Genomic DNA, 19,797 nt, shown 5'->3' on the forward strand with positions numbered 1-19,797 from the left:
CCGGAGTGGACGCATCACTGGTGTTCGGGTTGTCATGCCAATGGCACTGCCCGGTAGCTAAATGCGGAAGAGATAAGTGCTGAAAGCATCTAAGCACGAAACTTGCCCCGAGATGAGTTCTCCCTGACCCTTTAAGGGTCCTGAAGGAACGTTGAAGACGACGACGTTGATAGGTCGGGTGTGTAAGTGTAGCGATACATTGAGCTAACCGATACTAATGAACCGTGAGGCTTAACCTTACAACGCCGAAGATGTTTTGGCGAAGAGACAGATTTTCAGCCTGATACAGATAAGATTAGCCGGCGAAAAGCGGGTTAATAAACAGAATTTGCCTGGCGGCTGTAGCGCGGTGGTCCCACCTGACCCCATGCCGAACTCAGAAGTGAAACGCCGTAGCGCCGATGGTAGTGTGGGGTCTCCCCATGCGAGAGTAGGGAACTGCCAGGCATCAAATTTAGTGTGCTGATATGGCTCAGTTGGTAGAGCGCACCCTTGGTAAGGGTGAGGTCCCCAGTTCGACTCTGGGTATCAGCACCAGTTTTTCGGTTAAAGTTCGGCACTTAGAAAAGAATTTGTCTGGCGGCTGTAGCGCGGTGGTCCCACCTGACCCCATGCCGAACTCAGAAGTGAAACGCCGTAGCGCCGATGGTAGTGTGGGGTCTCCCCATGCGAGAGTAGGGAACTGCCAGACATCAAATAAGTGAAAAGGCCATCCGAAAGGATGGCCTTTTTGCGTTATGTTTCTTGCTAACCCGTAGGCCCGGTAAGCGCAGGCCACCGGGCAAAACAGAAGATTAATGAATCACCTGCGACAGGAATGCCCGCGTACGTTCTGACCTGGGATTGGCAAAAAACTCATCCGGTGGTGCCTGCTCCACAATCTCGCCAAGATCCATAAAGATCACCCGGTCGGCCACTGTGCGGGCAAATCCCATTTCATGGGTAACGCACAGCATAGTCATACCCGATTGCGCCAGACCGATCATGGTATCAAGCACCTCTTTCACCATTTCAGGATCCAGCGCTGATGTGGGTTCATCAAACAACATAATTTTAGGTTTCATACATAACGAACGTGCAATGGCCACACGCTGCTGTTGCCCGCCAGAGATTTGCCCTGGATATTTATGCGCATGTTCAGCAATGCGAACTCGCTCAAGGTAGTGCATTGCCAACACTTCAGCCTCTTTTTTTGGCATCTTTTGCACCCAGACTGGCGCCAGCGTACAGTTTTGCAGGACCGTCAAATGAGGAAAGAGATTGAAGTGTTGAAAGACCATGCCAACTTCCTGCCTGACGCGCTCAATATTGCGAATGTCCTCATTGAGTTCAATCCCATCCACCACAATACGTCCTTGCTGATGCTCTTCCAGATGGTTAATACAACGGATAGTTGTCGATTTACCCGAGCCGGAAGGACCGCATAAGACGATACGCTCTCCTTGTTTTACCTGCAGATTGATGTTTTTCAAAACGTGGAACTGTCCGTACCATTTGTTGACGTTTTCCAGCGTAATCATCGCGTCGGTAGACTGCCTTAATAATTGGTTCATAAATTCCTCAGTGCGGTGTACGCCCGGTATTAAAACGTTTTTCCAGATGTTGGCTGTAACGCGACATACTGAAACAAAAGATCCAGTAAATCAGTGCGGCAAAAACATATCCTTCCGTCGACATACCCAGCCATGCAGGATCCACGGTTGCTTGCTGCACGCTGCTGAAGAGATCAAACAGGCCGATGATGATGACCAGACTGGTATCCTTGAACAGGGCAATAATCGTATTAACCAAACCAGGAATAACCAGCTTGAGGGCTTGGGGAAGAATGACCAACCCTTGGGTTTTCCAGTACCCCAGCGCCAGTGATTCAGCCGCTTCATACTGACCTTTTGGCAAGGCCTGTAATCCCCCACGAACCACCTCTGCAACATAGGCTGACTGGAAAAGAATGACACCGACCAGTGCCCGGATAAGCTTGTCGATACTGGTCCCCTCAGACATAAACAGAGGCAGCATGACAGAGGACATAAACAGGACGGTGATCAACGGTACGCCGCGCCAGAACTCAATAAAAATCACGGATAAAATCCGCACGACGGGCATATGGGAACGACGCCCCAATGCCAGTAGAATCCCCCACGGGAGCGCACCCGCAATACCGACGGATGCGATGATAAGCGTCAGCGTTAACCCGCCCCACTGCCGGGTTTCTACTCGCTCAAGCCCGAAAAAACCACCGTACATCAACCACCAGACCACCAAAGGATAAACGACTGCCCAAACGGCGATATAACGACCACGGTGGGGAATGGTTTTCCAGAACATGGGAACGATTGAGACCAGGCCAATCAGCAGGGTCAGATTAATTCGCCAGCGCTGATCGTGTGGGTAAAGTCCATACATGAATTGTCCGAAGCGTTCATGAATGAACACCCAGCAGGCCCCCGCTTTGGTACAGTCAGCTCGGGTAGAGCCTACCCAGTTGGCCTGAAAAAATACCCAGTTCAACAGCGGTGGAAGGAAGGACCAAATTAGCCACACGCATAGCAGCGTGAGCAGGCTATTTGACCAACTGGAGAACAGGTTTTTGCGAACCCAGAACAGACAGCGGTTTGCCGGGTTACTGCTCTGGCGCGAGGGGTGAGACAGTAGTGCTTTTGTCATCATGGCTCCTTAGCGCTCGATCAGTGCGATACGACGGTTATAAATATTCATCAGTAGAGAAATGCTCAGGCTGATGATCAGGTACACCGACATCGTGATGGCAATAGTTTCAATGGCTTGTCCCGTTTGATTGAGTACCGTGCCGGCAAACAGGGAAACCATATCCGGGTAGCCAATGGCGGCAGCGAGCGATGAATTTTTAACGATATTCAGGTACTGACTGGTTAGTGGAGGAATGATGACGCGCAGCGCCTGCGGGATGATGACCTGGCGGAGCGTCACCGGATTTGGCAAACCCAGAGAGCGTGCTGCCTCATGTTGGCCATAAGGAACAGCCTGAATTCCTGCCCGAATTATTTCTGCAATAAACGCTGAGGTATACACTGAAAGCGCCAGCGTCAGAGCCGCCAGTTCAGGTATAAGCACCATACCGCCACGGAAGTTAAAACCGCGTAGTTCGGGGATATCCCAGTGAAGTGCCGCGCCAAAAAACCATTGTGAAATCATTGGCAAGAACACGATCAACGCCAGAGCTGTGGGCCAGGTACGGCGTAACTGACCGGTTTTGATCTGGTGCATTCTGTTGAAACGGAATAGCCCGAAGGTGACAACGACGGCAATAAGGACCGCGGTACAAAAGGCAAAAAGACCTTCTCCCATTTGCGGCGCCGGAATATACAGCCCCCGGTTGCTCAGAAACATTAAATCCAGCGCGTTAACCGCCTGACGTGGGCCGGGCAGGTTACGTAATACGGCAAAATACCAAAAGAAGATCTGCAATAGCGGTGGGATATTGCGGAACGTTTCGATATAGACCGTGGAGAGCTTTCGCAATAACCAGTTATCTGACAGGCGTGCCAGCCCGAGAAAGAAACCGAGAAATGAAGCGAAGACGATACATAGTGCGGAAACTAACAGCGTATTAAGCAGACCGACCAGGAACACGCGGCCATAGGTATCGCCTTGCTCGTAATCAATCAGATGCTGGACGATACCAAATCCGGCGCTGCGGTCGAGAAAAGAAAATCCCGAGGTAATACCGCGACTGCTCAGGTTATTAATCGTGTTATGAATGAGATAGACCGCAATGCTAATGACCGCAATGACGGCGAGTATTTGGAATAACCAGGCGCGGACCGCAGGGTTAGAAAAGGATAGCGATCCTTTTACGGTTGAGCGGCGATGAAGCATAAGAAAACCTCGGTAACAATGACTCTGGGCTGAGCGCCGCAGCTGCGGCGCCCGTTACATCACGTTGCATTAGCGCACCGGTGGCGCATATTGAATGCCACCGTTGTTCCAGAGGTTGTTCTGTCCACGTTTGATCTTCAATGGACTTTCCGATCCAACGTTACGTTCAAAGATCTCCGAGTAGTTACCTACTTGCTTAATAATGTTATAAGCCCATTTGTTATCAAGCTTCAGATCCTTACCATAATCCCCTTCTTTACCTAACAGATGCGCCATATCCGGCGTTGCAGGATTAGCCGCTTTTTCGTCAACGTTTTTCGAGTTAACACCCATCTCTTCCGCATTCAGCATGGCGAATAACGTCCAGCGAACAATGGAGAACCATTCATCGTCGCCACGACGTACAACCGGACCTAAGGGTTCTTTAGAAATCACTTCTGGCAGGACAATCCATTCTGCAGGATTGCTCAGCTTGATTCGCAGGGCGTACAACTGCGACTGGTCGGAGGCCAGCGTATCGCAACGTCCTGATTCCAGTGCCTTAGCCGATTCATCCGAGCGGTCAAAAGTGACAGGGGTGTACTTCATATTGTTGGCTTTAAAGTAGTCAGCCACGTTCAGTTCGGTATCGGTTCCTGCCTGAATACACACCGTTGCGCCATCCAGTTCTTTGGCGCTCTTCAGGCCGGCTTTATTGTGGGTAAGAAAACCAATGCCATCGTAATAGGTTACGCCAGTGAAAGACATGCCCATACCTGCATCACGAGAGGAGGTCCATGTGGTATTACGCGAGAGCATATCGACTTCGCCAGACTGTAACGCGGTAAAACGTTCCTTGGCGGTGAGTGGGGTATATTTTACTTTGGTATCATCACCAAATACGGCGGAGGCAACGCCTCGGCATACGTCGACATCAATACCTGAAAATTTACCGCTCGCATCGGCGTAAGAGAAGCCAGGCAACCCGTCACTGATCCCGCATTGCACAAACCCTTTTTTCTTTACGGCATCAAGTGTTGCGCCGGCATGCGCCTGATTTGCGATCGCAAGGAGCACGCCGGCCGCAGCCAGGCTGGCTATTATCATCTTTTTCATAGAGCATCCTGTGTGGAGGAATTATTGTTATGAAAACGTTCTGAAAACGTCTTTTACCGGTCTGTGGCTTTGGCCATACTCTTTTAAGCAAAGGTAGTGCCAGGTTTTTGCGCACGATTATTCGGCGCAATATGCAGAGTGTAGACAGGAAAAAATAAATGCAGCGCCCTGAAGTGGTGCAAAATTGAAACGTAAGCCACATTTCAGCGCAAAAATTTTAAAATCAGACAGGACGCGTGATAACGATTTCGGACGTTAATATTGATCGCGTGAGAATAATGAAAAGAAAACGTGGTGTAACAAAGAACAGGAAAAATGCTAATTTCAAGTCGTGGATATGTGAGGGATATCTATAATAATTTTATTATTCAGTAAGAGCTATAAACCAACGTTTTGTCTTATATGTGAATTTTATTTTATTGCTAAAAGCGCGGTAACCACCGCGCCTTTAAAACCTTTAAGAAGAGTTATTTGGTCAGGGCAACTATCCCAAGCGTCAATCCGGCAACGGCGGCTGCGCCACCGGCGATGGCACCGGCTGTTTCCCAGTTATCCTGCGTGGTGCCTTTCATACAGGTATTGGTATGAACCAGGCGTCCCTGATCGTCGTATACAGGTACGCAGGGAGAATCGTGTGCACAACCGGCAAGAAACGCGGTAAGCAATGCAACGGATATTAATCTTTTCATGATGTTACCTCAAAAATAAGCGTTTCGCTAATTGAGCAAAGACAAACGCTAAGCCATCTGCGAACTCGGTCATTATTTTACCACTTCTTAAAAAAAGACTGACAGGAGGAATAATCTCAATTCATGTGGATTGTAAAAATAATGGATAAAAAGAAAGGTTGCGGGTGGGTTTGAAGGAACGACTTAAATGAAATAAATGGCTATCTGATTAATAAACAAAGAGAGAGTGTACTGATGAAAAAGGCGTCCGTAGACGCCTTTATTTTACAAATTAATCAGTGTGCCGACTAAAACGCCGTCTGACGACAACAAAGAAGACGGGAACAAAGAAGATCGCCAACAATGTTGCGGTTAGCATTCCCCCCATTACACCTGTACCGACCGCATTCTGCGCACCGCTACCCGCCCCGTGGCTGATAACCAGAGGCATAACCCCCAGAATGAAGGCCAGAGAGGTCATCAGGATAGGGCGAAGACGCATGCGGGATGCCTCCAACGTCGCTTCGATCAGTCCTTTGCCCTCTTTATCCATCAGGTCTTTGGCAAACTCGACGATCAAGATGGCGTTTTTAGCCGAGAGACCGATAGTGGTTAGCAACCCAACCTGGAAATACACGTCGTTATTCATCCCACGTAGCGATGCTGCTAACAGCGCGCCAACCACGCCAAGCGGTACAACCAGCATCACCGAGAACGGAATTGACCAACTCTCATACAATGCGGCAAGGCAAAGGAAGACAACGATGAGCGAGATGGCATACAGCGCAGGCGCCTGGTTCCCCGAGAGTCGTTCCTGATAGGACATACCCGTCCAGTCATGGCCGATACCGTTAGGCAGTTTCTCAGCCAGACTTTCCATCAGCGCCATCGCTTCACCGGTGCTTCGGCCTGGGGCCGCTTCCCCTAACAGTTCCATTGAAGGCATGCCGTTGTAACGTTCCAGACGTGGTGATCCGTAGATCCAATGTGCGGAACTGAACGTGGAGAACGGTACCATTTCGCCATTGGCGCTACGAACATACAGATTATTGATGTCTTCCGGCAACATACGGAATTTGGCATCGGCCTGTACGTACACTTTTTTCACGCGGCCACGGTCTATGAAGTCATTGACGTAATAGCCACCCAGCGCAGCGGAGATGGTTTCATTAATATCGGACAGCGAGACACCAAGGGCCTGGGCTTTTTCCTGATCAACATCCAGTTTGAACTGCGCGGTATCCTCGAGACCATTTGGACGCACGCGAACCAACAGGTCAGGATGTTTAGCAACCATGCCCAAAAGTTGGTTACGTGCTTGCGTTAACGCGGTATGTCCCAGCCCGCCCTGGTCAATCAGTTCGAAGTCGAAGCCGGTTGCGGTACCCAGTTCAACAATGGCTGGCATGTTGAAAGGGAATACTAAGCCATCACGAATCTGGCTAAACGCGCGGGTTGCTCTGGCGATAATCGATTCAACGTTATTCTCGTCGCCACTGCGTTCTTCCCAGGGCTTGAGGCTGACAAACGCCATCCCTGAGTTTTGCCCCTGTCCGCTGAAGCTAAAGCCGTTAACCGTAAAGACGCTTTCGACGTTGGCTTTCTCGTTATTCAGGTAGTAGTGGGTAACCTGATCCAGCACTTTCTGGGTTCGCTCTTGCGTTGCGCCGGCCGGAAGCTGAATCATCGTCAGGAATACGCCCTGATCTTCTTCTGGCAAGAAGGAGGTTGGAAGGCGCATAAACAGCACCGCCATCCCAATCACGATAACCAGGTAGACGACCAGGTAACGCCCGGTTTTACGCACAATACCGCTGACGCTATTGGTGTAATGGTTGACGCTGTGATCGAATTTGGCATTAAACCAGCCAAAGAAACCGCTTTTATTCTCGTGATGTTCAGCCGATACCGGCTTCAACAGCGTTGCACAAAGCGCGGGAGTCAGGATCAGCGCTACCAGCACTGAAAGCGCCATTGCAGAAACGATGGTGATAGAGAACTGCCGATAGATAGCCCCGGTTGAGCCGCCAAAGAAGGCCATCGGGATAAATACCGCAGACAGCACCATGGCGATACCGACCAGCGCGCCCTGAATTTGTGACATGGATTTTTCTGTCGCCTCTTTGGGCGGCAGATTATCTTCCATCATCACACGTTCCACGTTTTCCACCACCACTATCGCATCATCAACCAATAGGCCGATGGCGAGTACCATGCCGAACATCGTCAGGGTGTTTATGGAGTAGCCAAACGCGGCAAGCACGGCAAATGTGCCCAACAATACAACAGGCACGGCAATGGTTGGAATGAGCGTAGCCCGGATGTTTTGCAGGAACAAATACATCACGAGGAATACCAGTATGATTGCTTCAAACAGCGTTTTCACGACCTCATGAATGGAGATAGTGACGAACGGCGTGGTGTCATACGGGTAGACCACCTTCATTCCCTGCGGGAAGAACGGTTGCAGTTCAACCAGCTTGGCTTTGATAGCGTTAGCGGTATCCAGCGCGTTTGCGCCGGTTGCCAGTTTGATCCCGAGACCGGAGGCTGGTTTACCGTTAATACGCGCGACCACGTTGTAGTTCTCACCACCCAACTCAATACGCGCGACATCCTTCAGGTGAACAACCGAACCATCGCTGTTGACGCGTAACGTGACCTTCCCGAATTCTTCAGGATCTTTCAGGCGCGTCTGCGCGATGATTGAGGCGTTAAGCTGCTGATTAGGCAACGCAGGCGTACCGCCCAACTGACCGGCGGCAATCTGATCGTTCTGCACCTGCAACTGATTGATCACATCAACCGGTGTGAGCTGGTACTTATTCAACAAGTTTGCATCCAGCCAGATGCGCATAGCGTACTGCGCACCAAACAGCTGCACGTCACCCACACCATTCAGACGGCTGATTGAGTCTTTAACGTTCGAGGCGACGTAGTCGGAAATATCATCCTGCGTGGTTTGCGGGTTGTCAGAAACGAAACCCGCGACCATCAAAAAGCTGCTACTTGATTTCTCGACGCTGATCCCCTGCTGCTGAACTTCTTGCGGCAGTAAGGGGGTGGCGAGCTGCAGCTTGTTTTGCACCTGAACTTGCGCGATATCGGGGTCGGTACCGGACTGGAAGGTCAGCGTGATGGTCACACTCCCGGCAGAATCGCTGGTGGAGGACATATACATCAGGTTATCGATACCGTTCATATTCTGTTCGATAACCTGCGTGACGGTATCCTGCACCGTCTGCGCATCCGCACCTGGATAGGTGGCGGAAATCGATACGGCAGGGGGCGCGATGGTCGGGTACTGCGCCACGGGCAGTTGCATGATTGCCAGAGCGCCCGCCATCATCAGAATGATGGCCAGTACCCAAGCAAAGATAGGACGCCTGATAAAAAAGTTAGCCATATCCGGTTACCTTATTGGGCTTTCGTCGCAGGGGTTTCGGTATCGGCGGTTGCTTTAACCTGAACGCCAGGGCGTGCTTTCTGTAAGCCGCTCACGATAACTTTGTCACCGGGTTGCAGACCTTCGCTGATGAGCCATTTGTCACCAATAGCTTGAGCGGCGACAACTGTCCGCGCTTCAACCAGGCTCTTGTCGTTAACGACCATCACGGTGGCATCGCCGCGTGGCGTGCGCGTTACACCCTGCTGCGGAACAAGAATGGCATTCGGTTGGACGCCTTCATCAATGCGCGCGCGCACAAACATGCCTGGCAGCAGCGTGTGCTGTGGGTTAGGGAATACGGCTCTGAGAGTGATTGATCCGGTGCTTTCATCAACCGTCACATCAGAAAATTGCAATGAGCCTTTCAGCGGATATGCCTGACCATTTTCCATCACCAGTTCGACGGTACTGCTGGCGCTGTCTTTATGCAGACTACCTTGTTCAATAGACTGCTTGAGGCGCATAAAGTCGTTACTGGACTGCGTGACGTCGACATAGATAGGATCGAGCTGTTGCACGGTAGCAAGCTCAGTTGCCTGACCATTCGTGACCAATGCGCCTTCGGTGACGTTGGATTTACCGATACGTCCGCTAATGGGCGATGTCACTTTGGTGTAGGCCAGGTTGATACGTGCGCTTTCGACCGCCGCTTTTGCCGCGATTACGGAGGCATCAGCCTGGCGGGCATCAGCAATTGCCTGATCGTACTCTTGCTGGCTGATGTACTTAGTGCCAACCAGCGGCACATAACGTTTTACCGTTAAATGCGCGATAGCGGCGGCCGCTTCGCTCTTTGCCAGTTCGCCTTTGGCGCTGTCATAGTCAGCCTGGTAAGTCGCTGGATCGATCTGATAAAGCGATTGACCGGCTTCAACATCGCTCCCCTCGGTGAAATTCCGTTTAAGTACAATTCCGCTAACCTGAGGACGGACTTCTGCAATACGGAATGCTGTGGTGCGCCCGGGTAATTCGGTCGTCACGGCTAAAGGGGCCTTTTCGACGACATGGACAGTCACCTGCGGCTCTGCGGGATGTGCTTGTGTTTCTCCCTGATCGTTACAACCGGCGAGTAATGCAGCGGAGATGATGATGAATGAGGGCAGGAGTGAAAACCTGGCATTTTTCGTCATTTCTATTCCTTAAAAAACCGAACGCTCGTTATTAACCGGGTAACAGCGGAGGTGATAACGCGCACAAGAAAAATAATAGTTGGCTATCCTACAAATTATTAGCTTGCGATGTAAGCAATACTTATTTATGGGCGGGGTTCACGGCACATAAAAGCAAAAAAAGATTAATCAGCTACCGTTTCATTGTGATATTTATAGCAACACTATGATGCTGATAAATACATCTTGAAATGATCATCTGATTGGTGAATATATTGGTTTCTGTTATTTGTTTTATCTATTCGTGTGTAATGTCCGTAATTAAATACTTTAGCCCTCGTCTAAATAAACGCTAAGTGATACATTTGTTCCAGATAGAAAATATTAGATAAGAAAGTTAATCATTCTCTACTCCAATCCAGATAGTCGGAATCATGGCCAGAAAAACGAAAGCGGATGCCCTCAAAACGCGACAGCACCTGATGGAAACGGCGATTGTACAGTTTGCCGCACGTGGCGTAAGTAATACGACGCTAAACGACATAGCGGATGCCGCCAATGTGACGCGGGGTGCACTTTATTGGCATTTCGAAAATAAAACTCAATTGTTTAATGAGCTATGGTTACAACAACCTCCCTTACGCGATCTTATTCAGGACAGGCTTATTGGTCGTTGGGGGGATAACCCTTTACAGCGGTTGCGTGAAAAATTTGTGGTGGGATTACAATATATTGCGGAGAACCCTCGCCAGCAGGCATTAATGCAGATTTTATATCATAAATGCGAATTCCATAAAGATATGATATCAGAGCAGGCCATTCGCGATAAAATAGGTCTCAGCCACCAAAGCATTCGCGATTCTCTCCAACGGTGCGTAGATGAAAATTTGATTGCCACCAGTCTGGATTTAGACGTCATCATAATTATTTTGCACGGTAGCTTTAGCGGAATAATAAAAAACTGGCTAATGAATCCAGAGAGTTATGATCTTTATGGGCAAGCGCCAGCATTAGTTGACAATGTATTAAAAATGTTAAGCCCGGACGGCTGTGTAATGCAATTAATACAGAGTGAAAACCAGGTTGGCTAGTTTAGCCGCCAGGGCCTGACGGCTGTCGACGGTGCTAGTCGAGATCGGCGCAGTTGACCAGCTTTAGGGGATTCACTGAGTTCATATTCCGGCACTTGTCGTGCTCTGTCGTCATCAGTTCTATCCACTGGATGAGCAGCGCATCAAAAAGAAAAACGAAGACCGCAAAAACAACCAGCCACCAATACTTGCGAATCATTGCTAAATCCTGTGTATTCATGCCCAAGCGTGCAGGGAATATACACGAAATCAGTAAGCTGAAAAGCAGACTTACAATGCCTTTACTTTGCCGAAAGATCGCCACTGTTTGTCGTTAATCGGCTCTTTTTGGACAGGTTTTTTGTCTTACGTTTTTTCACTTTTGCAAGTTCAGTCTCTGAAAAATGAGAACCGATACTCAGTCTTCTGAGCCCCATTTTTACGTATTCAGCATTGATTTCAATACCGACAAATTTGCGACCTAATTCGACTGCGGTGGCGCCGGTTGTAAAGCTGCCGGCAAACGGATCGAGCACTTTGTCATCCGGGTTGGAGGAAGCCAGAATGATCCGTTCCAGGAGGGCTTTGGGTTTTTGAGTGGGGTGATTTTCGTATTCATCCATCAGATAGCGAACGCGGGGAAAATCCCAGACATTGCCAGGTACTTTTTTCTGATTGTAAGGCTGGGGCGGATTCTTTCTGTAGTCTATTAGCGCACGTTTAGCGCCCGTTTTGGCTTCAACCAGAATATCATCACGATTAAACGTGTAGTTTTTCTGATCTTTCACCATCATCAGGATAGGTTCATACATCGAACCAAAGTAGTTTTTAGCCTGTACCCCTGAGCTATCATATGACCACACGATACGGCTTTTGATGGTAAAAAGCTGGCGACATTTGAGGTCGATGTACGGCATGTTCTCCGTACTGTTCATGATGTACATGCTACCGTGTGGTTTGAGAATACGATGGCACTCGTCGATACACTCAAACAGCCACGCCAGAAAGGTCTCTTCGTCCCAGGATTCCACCATCCCGTCAAAGTCTTTGCCGATGTTATAAGGTGGGTCGGCAAAAATGAGATCGATGCTTTCAGCGGGTAGCTTTTTAAGCTCGCTCAGCGCATCACCCAGGATTATCTTTTTAGATTCATCGCCAAAATAGACAGGTTCACCTCTTGCGTTCATCGCCAAAGCCTCCCGTGTGACATTAATAAAAAAGGCGCTTCCCCATGCCGAGTAGCGCCTTTTAAAACAAACATTTAACTGATTAGTATCAGTTCATGCCGTATTTTTTCAGTTTTTTACGCAGCGTACCACGGTTGATGCCCATCATCAGGGCAGCACGGGTCTGGTTGCCGCGGGTGTATTGCATCACCATGTCCAACAGGGGCTGTTCTACTTCAGCCAGTACCAGCTCATAGAGATCATTAACGTCTTGACCGTTCAATTGAGCAAAATAGTTCTTCAGTGCCTGTTTAACCGAGTCACGCAGGGGCTTTTGAGTTACCTGGTCCTGAGAGTTAACGGTAGAAACGGTCAGTACGTCAGAATTTACGCGTTGTTCGAACATAGTTCTGTCAGCTCTTTATTTCTGTTTACGCAAAATTTTCGAAGTATGCCTCCAACGCCGCCAGCTGTTCGCTGGAATCTTCAATGGCGTTGAATGTGCGCCGAAACTGGTCATCCGGAGCGTGTTCCTGGAGATACCAGGATACGTGTTTACGCGCAATTCGGTACCCTTTTGCATGACCATAAAAGTCGTGCAGTTCCCGAACATGCGCACAAAGCAAGCGCTTCACCTCTGCCAGTGGCAGCGGGGGCAGCAGCTCCCCAGTGTCCAGATAATGCTGGATTTCCCGAAAGATCCAGGGTCTTCCCTGAGCAGCACGGCCTATCATCAGGGCATCCGCCCCCGTATAGTCGAGTACAGCTCTGGCTTTAAGCGGGTCAGTAATGTCGCCATTCGCGATAATCGGAATGGAAACTTTCTGCTTAACTGCCCGAATACTGTCGTACTCAGCATCTCCATTGAACAAACAGGCGCGGGTGCGTCCATGAATGGTCAGAGCCTGAATGCCACAGTCTTCAGCCAGTTGGGCAATCTCTACGCAGTTACGGTGTTCCGGAGCCCAGCCGGTGCGAATCTTGAGTGTAACAGGAACGTCCACTGCATTGACGACCTCGGTTAGTATTGATTTCACTAAATCCGGGTACTGCAAGAGGGCTGAACCTGCGAGCTTGCGATTCACTTTTTTAGCCGGACACCCCATATTGATATCAATAATCTGGGCGCCGCTTTCCACGTTAATACGTGCGGCATCGGCCATCTCAACAGGATCGCTACCGGCAATTTGCACCGTGCGAATTCCTGGCTCGTCAATGTGCACCATCCGTAAACGAGACTTGTCGCTTTCCCAAACCTGCGGGTTAGAAGACATCATCTCGGATACCGTCAATCCGGCTCCCATCTCAAAGCACAGCGTCCTGAATGGTCTGTCAGTGATGCCAGCCATAGGTGCTGCGATCAGGCGATTTCTGATCTGGTGTTGTCCGATGCGCATGAGTTAAGAAATGACCATACTGTGACTGCAAGGCGGCGTATATTACGCATTTTTCGCACGAGATGAAAGGCCAAACTTTGACCAATCCACTGAGGTGGATCAATGAATTGCCGTAAATATGAACTCATGAAAATATTTAATCATATAAATCATGGTGTTACAAAAATGTGTCGATTTTATATACGCATATAATTTTGCGTAACTTCTCATTTTTTCTTCAGTTACAGAAGGTACTGACAAGATATTCTGCTGAATTAATCAGCAAATTACCTCGCTATTGTGTGATCGTTACCTCATTTTAGTACAGGATCTCGGTGCCACCTGAATTGCTGTCCGTAATCGTGCGTTCATTCAGCGGCTGCGGTGGACGATTGTTCGCTGGCCCAACAATGTAGTGAAATTTATCTAACTGTTCGGCGGAAAGGGCCACAGGCTTTTTCAGGACAACCCAGGTGACGCCTTCAGTACAGGGAGGCGTTGTTATCGAGCCACTGTAGAGCCAGTAGGTCTTGTTGTCGGGTAGAAGCTGGTTGATATCGACGGGCGAAAAAATGGGCATGCTGTTGCCCTCCATGGTGGGAAAGGACTCCCACAGGTTTTGAATCGCCTGGTTAGGCTCACCAATGTCAAACATGACCGCCACAATGGCGATATCACCATGTTGGTTTTCGTGGGTCAACTGCAGCTCCAGTGGATAGATTTTACCGTTGAGGGTATGTTCGCCTGGAGCGTGAAAATCAAAATGTTTTAAATAATAGAGCTTTTCTTCAATTTCAATGAAATTAGGGGGTTAGGAGCTCATTGTTGCCTGCAGCGTATGGTTAATGCTGCGAAATCTTGTCGGGCCATCAATGTATTGTAAATTGAGCGCAGGCAGGCCGAGTTTGCTGGTTGTCGTGGTCTGGATATCAACGGGTGACTGGTTGATACCCGTCTGACACGTTGCATACTCTTTGCTTATTTTGCCCCACTGCGCAGGGCTGGTTTCTCCGGTATAGCCCCATGGCACGGCCAGCGTCTTCAGGGGCATTAAGCATGCTGCCAGTAAAATTGTTGTAAAACGATTGAAGTGCATGCGTTTACTTAACAAAAAATATAAAAATCAATTAGTTATTATATCGTTGGGTAAAGTATCAGTATGCTGGTCTGTTGTCTGAAAATGGCGTGGTCGGATAACCACGCCGGAAGGGATTATTTTTTCTGTCCGGTAATGCGACACCACTCTTCTTTCTCGATAACCGGATCGAGCGTAAAGAGGTCGGCATAGGCTTCACAGACGCTTTCCGCCTGGCTGGCAAGAATACCAGAAAGCCCCAGCAAACCGCCCTCAACGGGCAGCACGCTGATTAAAGGTGCGAGTTCACGTAATGGGCCAGCAAGGATGTTGGCGACCACCACATCGGCTTTCATCGACTCTGGCTGGTCTTTAGGCAGATAAAGTTCCAGACGCTCAGAAACGCCATTACGTTGGGCGTTATCACGGCTGGCCTGAATCGCTTGCGGATCGATATCTATACCAATCGCTTTCGCTGCACCCAGCTTCAGTGCCGCAATGGCAAGGATGCCGGATCCGCAGCCAAAGTCGATAACCGTTTTACCGTTAAGATCGAGACCGTCCAGCCATTGCAGGCACAGAGAGGTGGTTGGGTGAGTACCGGTACCAAACGCCAGACCCGGGTCGAGCATCACGTTGACGGCGTTCTCATCCGGGACATCGCGCCAGCTTGGGCAAATCCACAGACGTTCGCCAAAGCGCATCGGGTGGAAGTTATCCATCCATTCGCGTTCCCAGTCTTTGTCTTCAAGCTGTTCGATTTTATGCGCGAAGCCTGTACCCAGTAGTGGGTGCTGCTCCAGAATCGCAACGACTTCTTTCATGTCGGTTTCTGCATCGAACAAGCCGATAACGTCGGTATCGCCCCACAGGCGAGTCTCGCCCGGCAGAGGTTCAAATACCGGCGTATCATGCGTATCCTGGAAAGTAATGGAAACGGAGCCCGCTTCCATCAGCGCATCGCTCAACTCTTCAGCGTTTGCACCGGTCGTGTTCAGTTTCAGTTGAATCCATGGCATGGCAAAACTCTTTATTTATCAGTAGTCAATATGGCGACTTGCGGAACGGCGGAACCGAAACGGTTGCCGATCAGGAAAGCCAGCAAACTTATCAGTAACGAGGGCACAATCGGATGAAAGCCCAGGTACTGAATGTTAAAAGTAGCGAGTACGGCATAAAGTACGCCGCCGACAATCATTGCGCTCAGTGCGCCTGCCGCGTTTGCCCGCTCCCAGTAAAGGCCCAGCACCAGCGGCCATAGGAAGACGGCTTCCAACCCGCCAAACGCCAGCAGGTTAAGCCAGATAATCATCTCTGGCGGCTTCCAGGCGGCCAGCAGCAGTAACGCGCCCAGCAGCAGAGTGATCACTGCCGACATGCGTTTCAGCCGTGTTTCATTTTGCAGTTGTTCCGGGCGAAGGTTCAGATAAAGATCTTTAATGATCGTAGCGGAACTTTGCAGCAATTGGGCATTGATCGTCGACATGATCGCGGCCATGGGCGCGGCGAGGAAGATCCCGGCTGCTACCGGTGGCAAGACTTTTACCATTAGCGTGGGAATAACCAGATCCGGTACCGTCAGGTCAGGGATCACCGCCCGGCCCAACGCGCCAGCCAGATGCATACCAAACATCAGGACAGCCACCACGATGGTGCCAATGATAATTCCACGGTGTACCGCTTTGCTGTCCTTATAGGAGATGCAGCGCACCGCCGTATGCGGCAGGCCAATCACGCCAAAGCACACCAGCACCCAGAATGAAGTCATAAACGTGGGGGACAGAATGTCATCAGCGCCCTGCGGCGAGACCAGTTTAGGATCGATGGTTTGCAGAGTGACTACCGCATTGCTGAGACCACCAGCGGCATGGACGACACCGACCAGCAGTACGATAGTCCCAATCAGCATCACCATGCCCTGCATCGTGTCGTTCAACACGCTGGCGCGAAATCCGCCAAACGCCGTGTATAACGCGATACTGACGCCAAAAATCAGCAGGCCGGTTTCGTAAGGGATACCCGCTGCGGTTTCCAGCAAACGCGCGCCGCCAATAAACTGTACGGTCATTGCACCGACAAACGCGACCAGCAGGCTGAGGCTCGCCAGCCACACCAGCAGGCGGCTTTGGTAGCGGGCAAACAGCATATCGTTGAGGGTAACCGCATTATAACGGCGTGCCAGAATGGCGAATTTTTTGCCGAGAATACCCAACGACAGCCAGACGGCGGGCAGTTGGATCATCGCTAACAAAACCCAACCCAGTCCGTATTTATAAGCGGCACCTGGGCCGCCGATAAACGAGCTGGCGCTAATGTAGGTTGCCGTTAGCGTCATGGCTAACACGACCCCGCCCATAGAGCGGCTGCCGAGGAAATATTCATTCAGGAAGGTGCCGGTCGACCTTTTGCGCATGGCGTAAACAGAGAGACCGAAAACCACCAGAAGATAGGCGACCAGCGGCAAAATAACTTCAAGCTGCATCATCATCCTCCAGTGGAATGTCGCGATAGATAAACTTCACCATCGCCCAGCACAGTACGATGAAAACCAATGGCGTCAGCAGACAGGCCATTTCGAACCAGTGCGGGAGGCCGGTAAAACCCAGAGAGGTGTCTGGTAAGTAAGCGGCCACTAACCATGCGGCAAGATATAAAAGGGTCAGCCACAGCGCCCAGCGCGCCTCTTTATGGGCCTGAACAAAACGAGCGTCCATTTTTTGTCCCTTGTGAATAAAGAAAGCGGGGATTGTACCTTATGGCACCTATGGGAGGGGAGAAAAACAAAAGGCCGGAATTTCCGGCCTTTTCGGTTAACGCTTGCTTACTTTTCCTGAAGTCCGAGTTTTTTCTCCAGGTAGTGGATATTGGTTCCACCATGCTGGAAGTGCTCGTCATTCATGATACGGATCTGCAGATCAACGTTGGTTTTGATGCCGTCGATGATCAGTTCCTGCAAGGCGTTTTTCATGCGTGCGATAGCGACGTCGCGGTTTTCGCCATAGCAAATCAGCTTACCGATCATTGAGTCATAATACGGAGGTACTGTGTAACCTGCGTAAATATGAGACTCCCAGCGCACACCAAAGCCACCCGGCGCGTGGAAACGCGTGATTTTACCCGGGCTCGGCAGGAAGGTGTTCGGGTCTTCGGCGTTGATACGGCACTCTACCGCATGGCCTTTAACCACAACTTCGTCCTGCTTGATAGACAGCGGCTGACCCGCTGCGATGCGCAGTTGTTCTTTGATCAGGTCAACACCGGTGATCATTTCGGTTACCGGGTGTTCAACCTGAATACGGGTGTTCATTTCAATGAAGTAGAACTCACCGTTTTCGAACAGGAACTCGAAAGTACCCGCACCGCGATAGCCGATATCCACGCACGCTTTGGCGCAACGCTCGCCGATGTAGCGACGCAGTTCCGGAGTAATGCCCGGCGCTGGTGCTTCTTCGACAACTTTCTGGTGACGACGCTGCATGGAGCAGTCACGCTCTGCCAGATAAATCGCGTTACCCTGACCGTCTGCCAGCACCTGAATTTCGATGTGGCGTGGGTTTTCCAGGTATTTCTCCATGTAGACCATGTCGTTATTGAAAGCCGCTTTCGCTTCCGCTTTGGTCATGGAGATGGATTGCGCCAGTTCGGCATCGCTGCGCACGACGCGCATACCGCGACCGCCGCCGCCGCCGGAGGCTTTGATGATAACCGGGTAGCCGATGCGTTTAGCATGAGCGCGGTTAGCGTCCATGTCATCGCCCAACGGGCCGTCAGAGCCTGGGACAGTCGGTACGCCAGCTTTCTTCATCGCGGTAATCGCGGACACTTTGTCGCCCATCAGGCGGATGGTGTCGGCTTTCGGGCCGATGAAGATAAAGCCGGAACGTTCTACCTGCTCAGCAAAGTTGGCGTTCTCAGAGAGGAAGCCATAACCCGGGTGAATTGCCACCGCGCCGGTGATTTCAGCGGCACTGATGATAGCCGGGATGTTCAGATAGCTTTTTACGGACGGAGCCGGGCCAATACAGACCGTCTCATCCGCCAGCAATACGTGTTTTAAATCGCGATCCGCGCTTGAATGCACTGCGACAGTCTTGATACCCAGTTCTTTACAGGCACGAAGAATACGCAAGGCAATCTCGCCGCGGTTAGCGATGACAATTTTATCCAACATGTTCGCCTCGTTATTCGATGACGACCAGCGGCTCGTCAAATTCTACCGGTTGACCGCTTTCTACCAGAATCGCTTTAACGACGCCGGATTTGTCGGCTTCGATCTGGTTCATCATTTTCATGGCTTCAACGATGCACAGGGTATCGCCCGCATTCACTTTCTGGCCGATTTCGATGAACGCTTTCGCATCCGGGCTCGGGGTGCGGTAGAACGTACCAACCATTGGGGAGCGTACGATGTGACCACTGATTTCCGCTGCTGCCGGAGCTTCCATACTTGGAGAGGCAGTTTGTGCGACAGCGTTAGACAGAGCTGGCTGCTGCATCACTGGTGCAGCATAAGCCTGTTGCATCATTGGAAAACTTGCAGCTGGCGCCGCACGGCTGATGCGTACAGACTCTTCGCCTTCAGAAATTTCCAGTTCGGAGATGCCTGATTCTTCAACCAGCTCGATCAGTTTTTTAATCTTACGAATATCCATGAGTGGGTTCCGTACTCTTTGTTTAGTGAGATTGTGACAGGCGTTTTACCGCCGTCTGTATAGCATTTTTATAACAGTGAGTGACAAGATGCCACGCATCTCAGGCGTTGCACTGGGTGCTGATGCCATTACATGAGATTGCCAAACTTGTTAGTCATTGTGCGGCTATCTTCTGTCATTTTCGGGTAAAAGACAAAATATACCTTCAATATGCGATTGTCACCCTTTCCGCGCCGTAAAAACGCTACCGGGGATAGCAAAGGCGCACATTATAACTATTTCG

The 19,797-nt window shown here is 50.3% G+C and carries 19 protein-coding genes, 1 tRNA gene and 3 rRNA genes; 5 read left to right on the forward strand and 18 right to left on the reverse strand.

Annotated elements, in window-relative coordinates; translation table 11 throughout:
- From OOJ59_RS12065 to rrf (OOJ59_RS12080), 4 genes are all read left to right on the forward strand, one after another.
- Nucleotides 1-239 (forward strand): 23S ribosomal RNA (locus OOJ59_RS12065); the annotation flags it as partial.
- Nucleotides 240-331: 92 nt separating this feature from the next.
- Nucleotides 332-447 (forward strand): 5S ribosomal RNA (rrf, locus tag OOJ59_RS12070).
- Between the two features lie 14 nt (nt 448-461).
- Nucleotides 462-537, forward strand: a tRNA-Thr gene (locus OOJ59_RS12075).
- A 38-nt stretch (nt 538-575) separates the two neighbouring features.
- Nucleotides 576-691 (forward strand): 5S ribosomal RNA (gene rrf, locus OOJ59_RS12080).
- A 103-nt stretch (nt 692-794) separates the two neighbouring features.
- On the opposite strand, the gene OOJ59_RS12085 is transcribed toward rrf (OOJ59_RS12080), so the two are convergent.
- From OOJ59_RS12085 to OOJ59_RS12115, 7 genes are all read right to left on the reverse strand, one after another.
- The gene (locus tag OOJ59_RS12085; RefSeq protein WP_069325452.1) at nt 795-1,553 is read right to left on the reverse strand and encodes an amino acid ABC transporter ATP-binding protein; all 759 of its coding nucleotides are present in this window, start codon (nt 1,551-1,553) and stop codon (nt 795-797) included.
- A gap of 7 nt (nt 1,554-1,560) precedes the next feature.
- On the reverse strand, nt 1,561-2,664 hold the full coding sequence (locus OOJ59_RS12090) for an amino acid ABC transporter permease (RefSeq protein ID WP_160956441.1): 1,104 nt from the start codon (nt 2,662-2,664) through the stop codon (nt 1,561-1,563).
- Between the two features lie 9 nt (nt 2,665-2,673).
- Entirely contained in the window at nt 2,674-3,855 is a 1,182-nt protein-coding gene (locus OOJ59_RS12095) for an amino acid ABC transporter permease (protein ID WP_038634418.1), read from the reverse strand.
- A gap of 69 nt (nt 3,856-3,924) precedes the next feature.
- Complete coding sequence (locus OOJ59_RS12100; RefSeq protein ID WP_038634415.1) at nt 3,925-4,950, reverse strand: amino acid ABC transporter substrate-binding protein; 1,026 nt, start codon at nt 4,948-4,950, stop codon at nt 3,925-3,927.
- Between the two features lie 467 nt (nt 4,951-5,417).
- Nucleotides 5,418-5,639, reverse strand: coding sequence for a lipoprotein (locus OOJ59_RS12105; protein ID WP_003025292.1), 222 nt, complete (start codon nt 5,637-5,639; stop codon nt 5,418-5,420).
- A gap of 271 nt (nt 5,640-5,910) precedes the next feature.
- Nucleotides 5,911-9,024, reverse strand: a complete 3,114-nt coding sequence (locus OOJ59_RS12110; protein ID WP_085048617.1) for an efflux RND transporter permease subunit — start codon at nt 9,022-9,024, stop codon at nt 5,911-5,913.
- Nucleotides 9,025-9,035: 11 nt separating this feature from the next.
- On the reverse strand, nt 9,036-10,196 hold the full coding sequence (locus tag OOJ59_RS12115) for an efflux RND transporter periplasmic adaptor subunit (protein WP_087856912.1): 1,161 nt from the start codon (nt 10,194-10,196) through the stop codon (nt 9,036-9,038).
- Between the two features lie 413 nt (nt 10,197-10,609).
- On the opposite strand from OOJ59_RS12115, the gene envR reads away from it, so the two are divergent.
- Nucleotides 10,610-11,266 (forward strand): acrEF/envCD operon transcriptional regulator, encoded by a 657-nt coding sequence (gene envR / locus OOJ59_RS12120; protein ID WP_137350620.1) that lies wholly within the window; start codon nt 10,610-10,612, stop codon nt 11,264-11,266.
- A 34-nt stretch (nt 11,267-11,300) separates the two neighbouring features.
- On the opposite strand, the gene OOJ59_RS12125 is transcribed toward envR, so the two are convergent.
- The 11 genes from OOJ59_RS12125 to accB form a co-directional block, all read right to left on the reverse strand.
- Nucleotides 11,301-11,465 (reverse strand): DUF2556 family protein, encoded by a 165-nt coding sequence (locus OOJ59_RS12125; protein ID WP_032940702.1) that lies wholly within the window; start codon nt 11,463-11,465, stop codon nt 11,301-11,303.
- Nucleotides 11,466-11,547: 82 nt separating this feature from the next.
- Nucleotides 11,548-12,432 carry an adenine-specific DNA-methyltransferase gene (gene yhdJ, locus OOJ59_RS12130; RefSeq protein ID WP_160955911.1) on the reverse strand — a complete coding sequence of 295 codons (885 nt, stop codon included), beginning with the start codon at nt 12,430-12,432 and terminating at the stop codon, nt 11,548-11,550.
- 88 nt (nt 12,433-12,520) lie between these two features.
- The gene (gene fis / locus OOJ59_RS12135) at nt 12,521-12,817 is read right to left on the reverse strand and encodes a DNA-binding transcriptional regulator Fis (RefSeq protein WP_000462905.1); all 297 of its coding nucleotides are present in this window, start codon (nt 12,815-12,817) and stop codon (nt 12,521-12,523) included.
- 25 nt (nt 12,818-12,842) lie between these two features.
- Nucleotides 12,843-13,808, reverse strand: a complete 966-nt coding sequence (dusB, locus tag OOJ59_RS12140) for a tRNA dihydrouridine synthase DusB (RefSeq protein ID WP_160955910.1) — start codon at nt 13,806-13,808, stop codon at nt 12,843-12,845.
- Between the two features lie 298 nt (nt 13,809-14,106).
- Entirely contained in the window at nt 14,107-14,586 is a 480-nt protein-coding gene (locus OOJ59_RS12145; protein WP_326929220.1) for a carbonic anhydrase family protein, read from the reverse strand.
- A gap of 12 nt (nt 14,587-14,598) precedes the next feature.
- Nucleotides 14,599-14,838 carry a carbonic anhydrase family protein gene (locus OOJ59_RS12150; RefSeq protein WP_226809236.1) on the reverse strand — a complete coding sequence of 80 codons (240 nt, stop codon included), beginning with the start codon at nt 14,836-14,838 and terminating at the stop codon, nt 14,599-14,601.
- A gap of 161 nt (nt 14,839-14,999) precedes the next feature.
- Nucleotides 15,000-15,881 carry a 50S ribosomal protein L11 methyltransferase gene (prmA, locus tag OOJ59_RS12155; protein ID WP_085048622.1) on the reverse strand — a complete coding sequence of 294 codons (882 nt, stop codon included), beginning with the start codon at nt 15,879-15,881 and terminating at the stop codon, nt 15,000-15,002.
- Between the two features lie 11 nt (nt 15,882-15,892).
- The gene (gene panF / locus OOJ59_RS12160; RefSeq protein WP_038634386.1) at nt 15,893-17,344 is read right to left on the reverse strand and encodes a sodium/pantothenate symporter; all 1,452 of its coding nucleotides are present in this window, start codon (nt 17,342-17,344) and stop codon (nt 15,893-15,895) included.
- Nucleotides 17,334-17,576, reverse strand: coding sequence for a YhdT family protein (locus OOJ59_RS12165; RefSeq protein ID WP_085048623.1), 243 nt, complete (start codon nt 17,574-17,576; stop codon nt 17,334-17,336). Before OOJ59_RS12165 ends, panF begins: the two co-directional genes overlap by 11 nt.
- A gap of 107 nt (nt 17,577-17,683) precedes the next feature.
- Nucleotides 17,684-19,033 (reverse strand): acetyl-CoA carboxylase biotin carboxylase subunit, encoded by a 1,350-nt coding sequence (gene accC, locus OOJ59_RS12170; RefSeq protein WP_003828838.1) that lies wholly within the window; start codon nt 19,031-19,033, stop codon nt 17,684-17,686.
- A 10-nt stretch (nt 19,034-19,043) separates the two neighbouring features.
- Nucleotides 19,044-19,514: an acetyl-CoA carboxylase biotin carboxyl carrier protein gene (gene accB / locus OOJ59_RS12175; protein ID WP_003025210.1), complete on the reverse strand. Its 471-nt coding sequence runs from the start codon at nt 19,512-19,514 to the stop codon at nt 19,044-19,046.
- Nucleotides 19,515-19,797 lie beyond the last annotated feature (283 nt).

The sequence above is a fragment of the Citrobacter sp. W9 genome (genome assembly GCF_026719375.1).
Lineage (GTDB): Bacteria > Pseudomonadota > Gammaproteobacteria > Enterobacterales > Enterobacteriaceae > Citrobacter > Citrobacter werkmanii.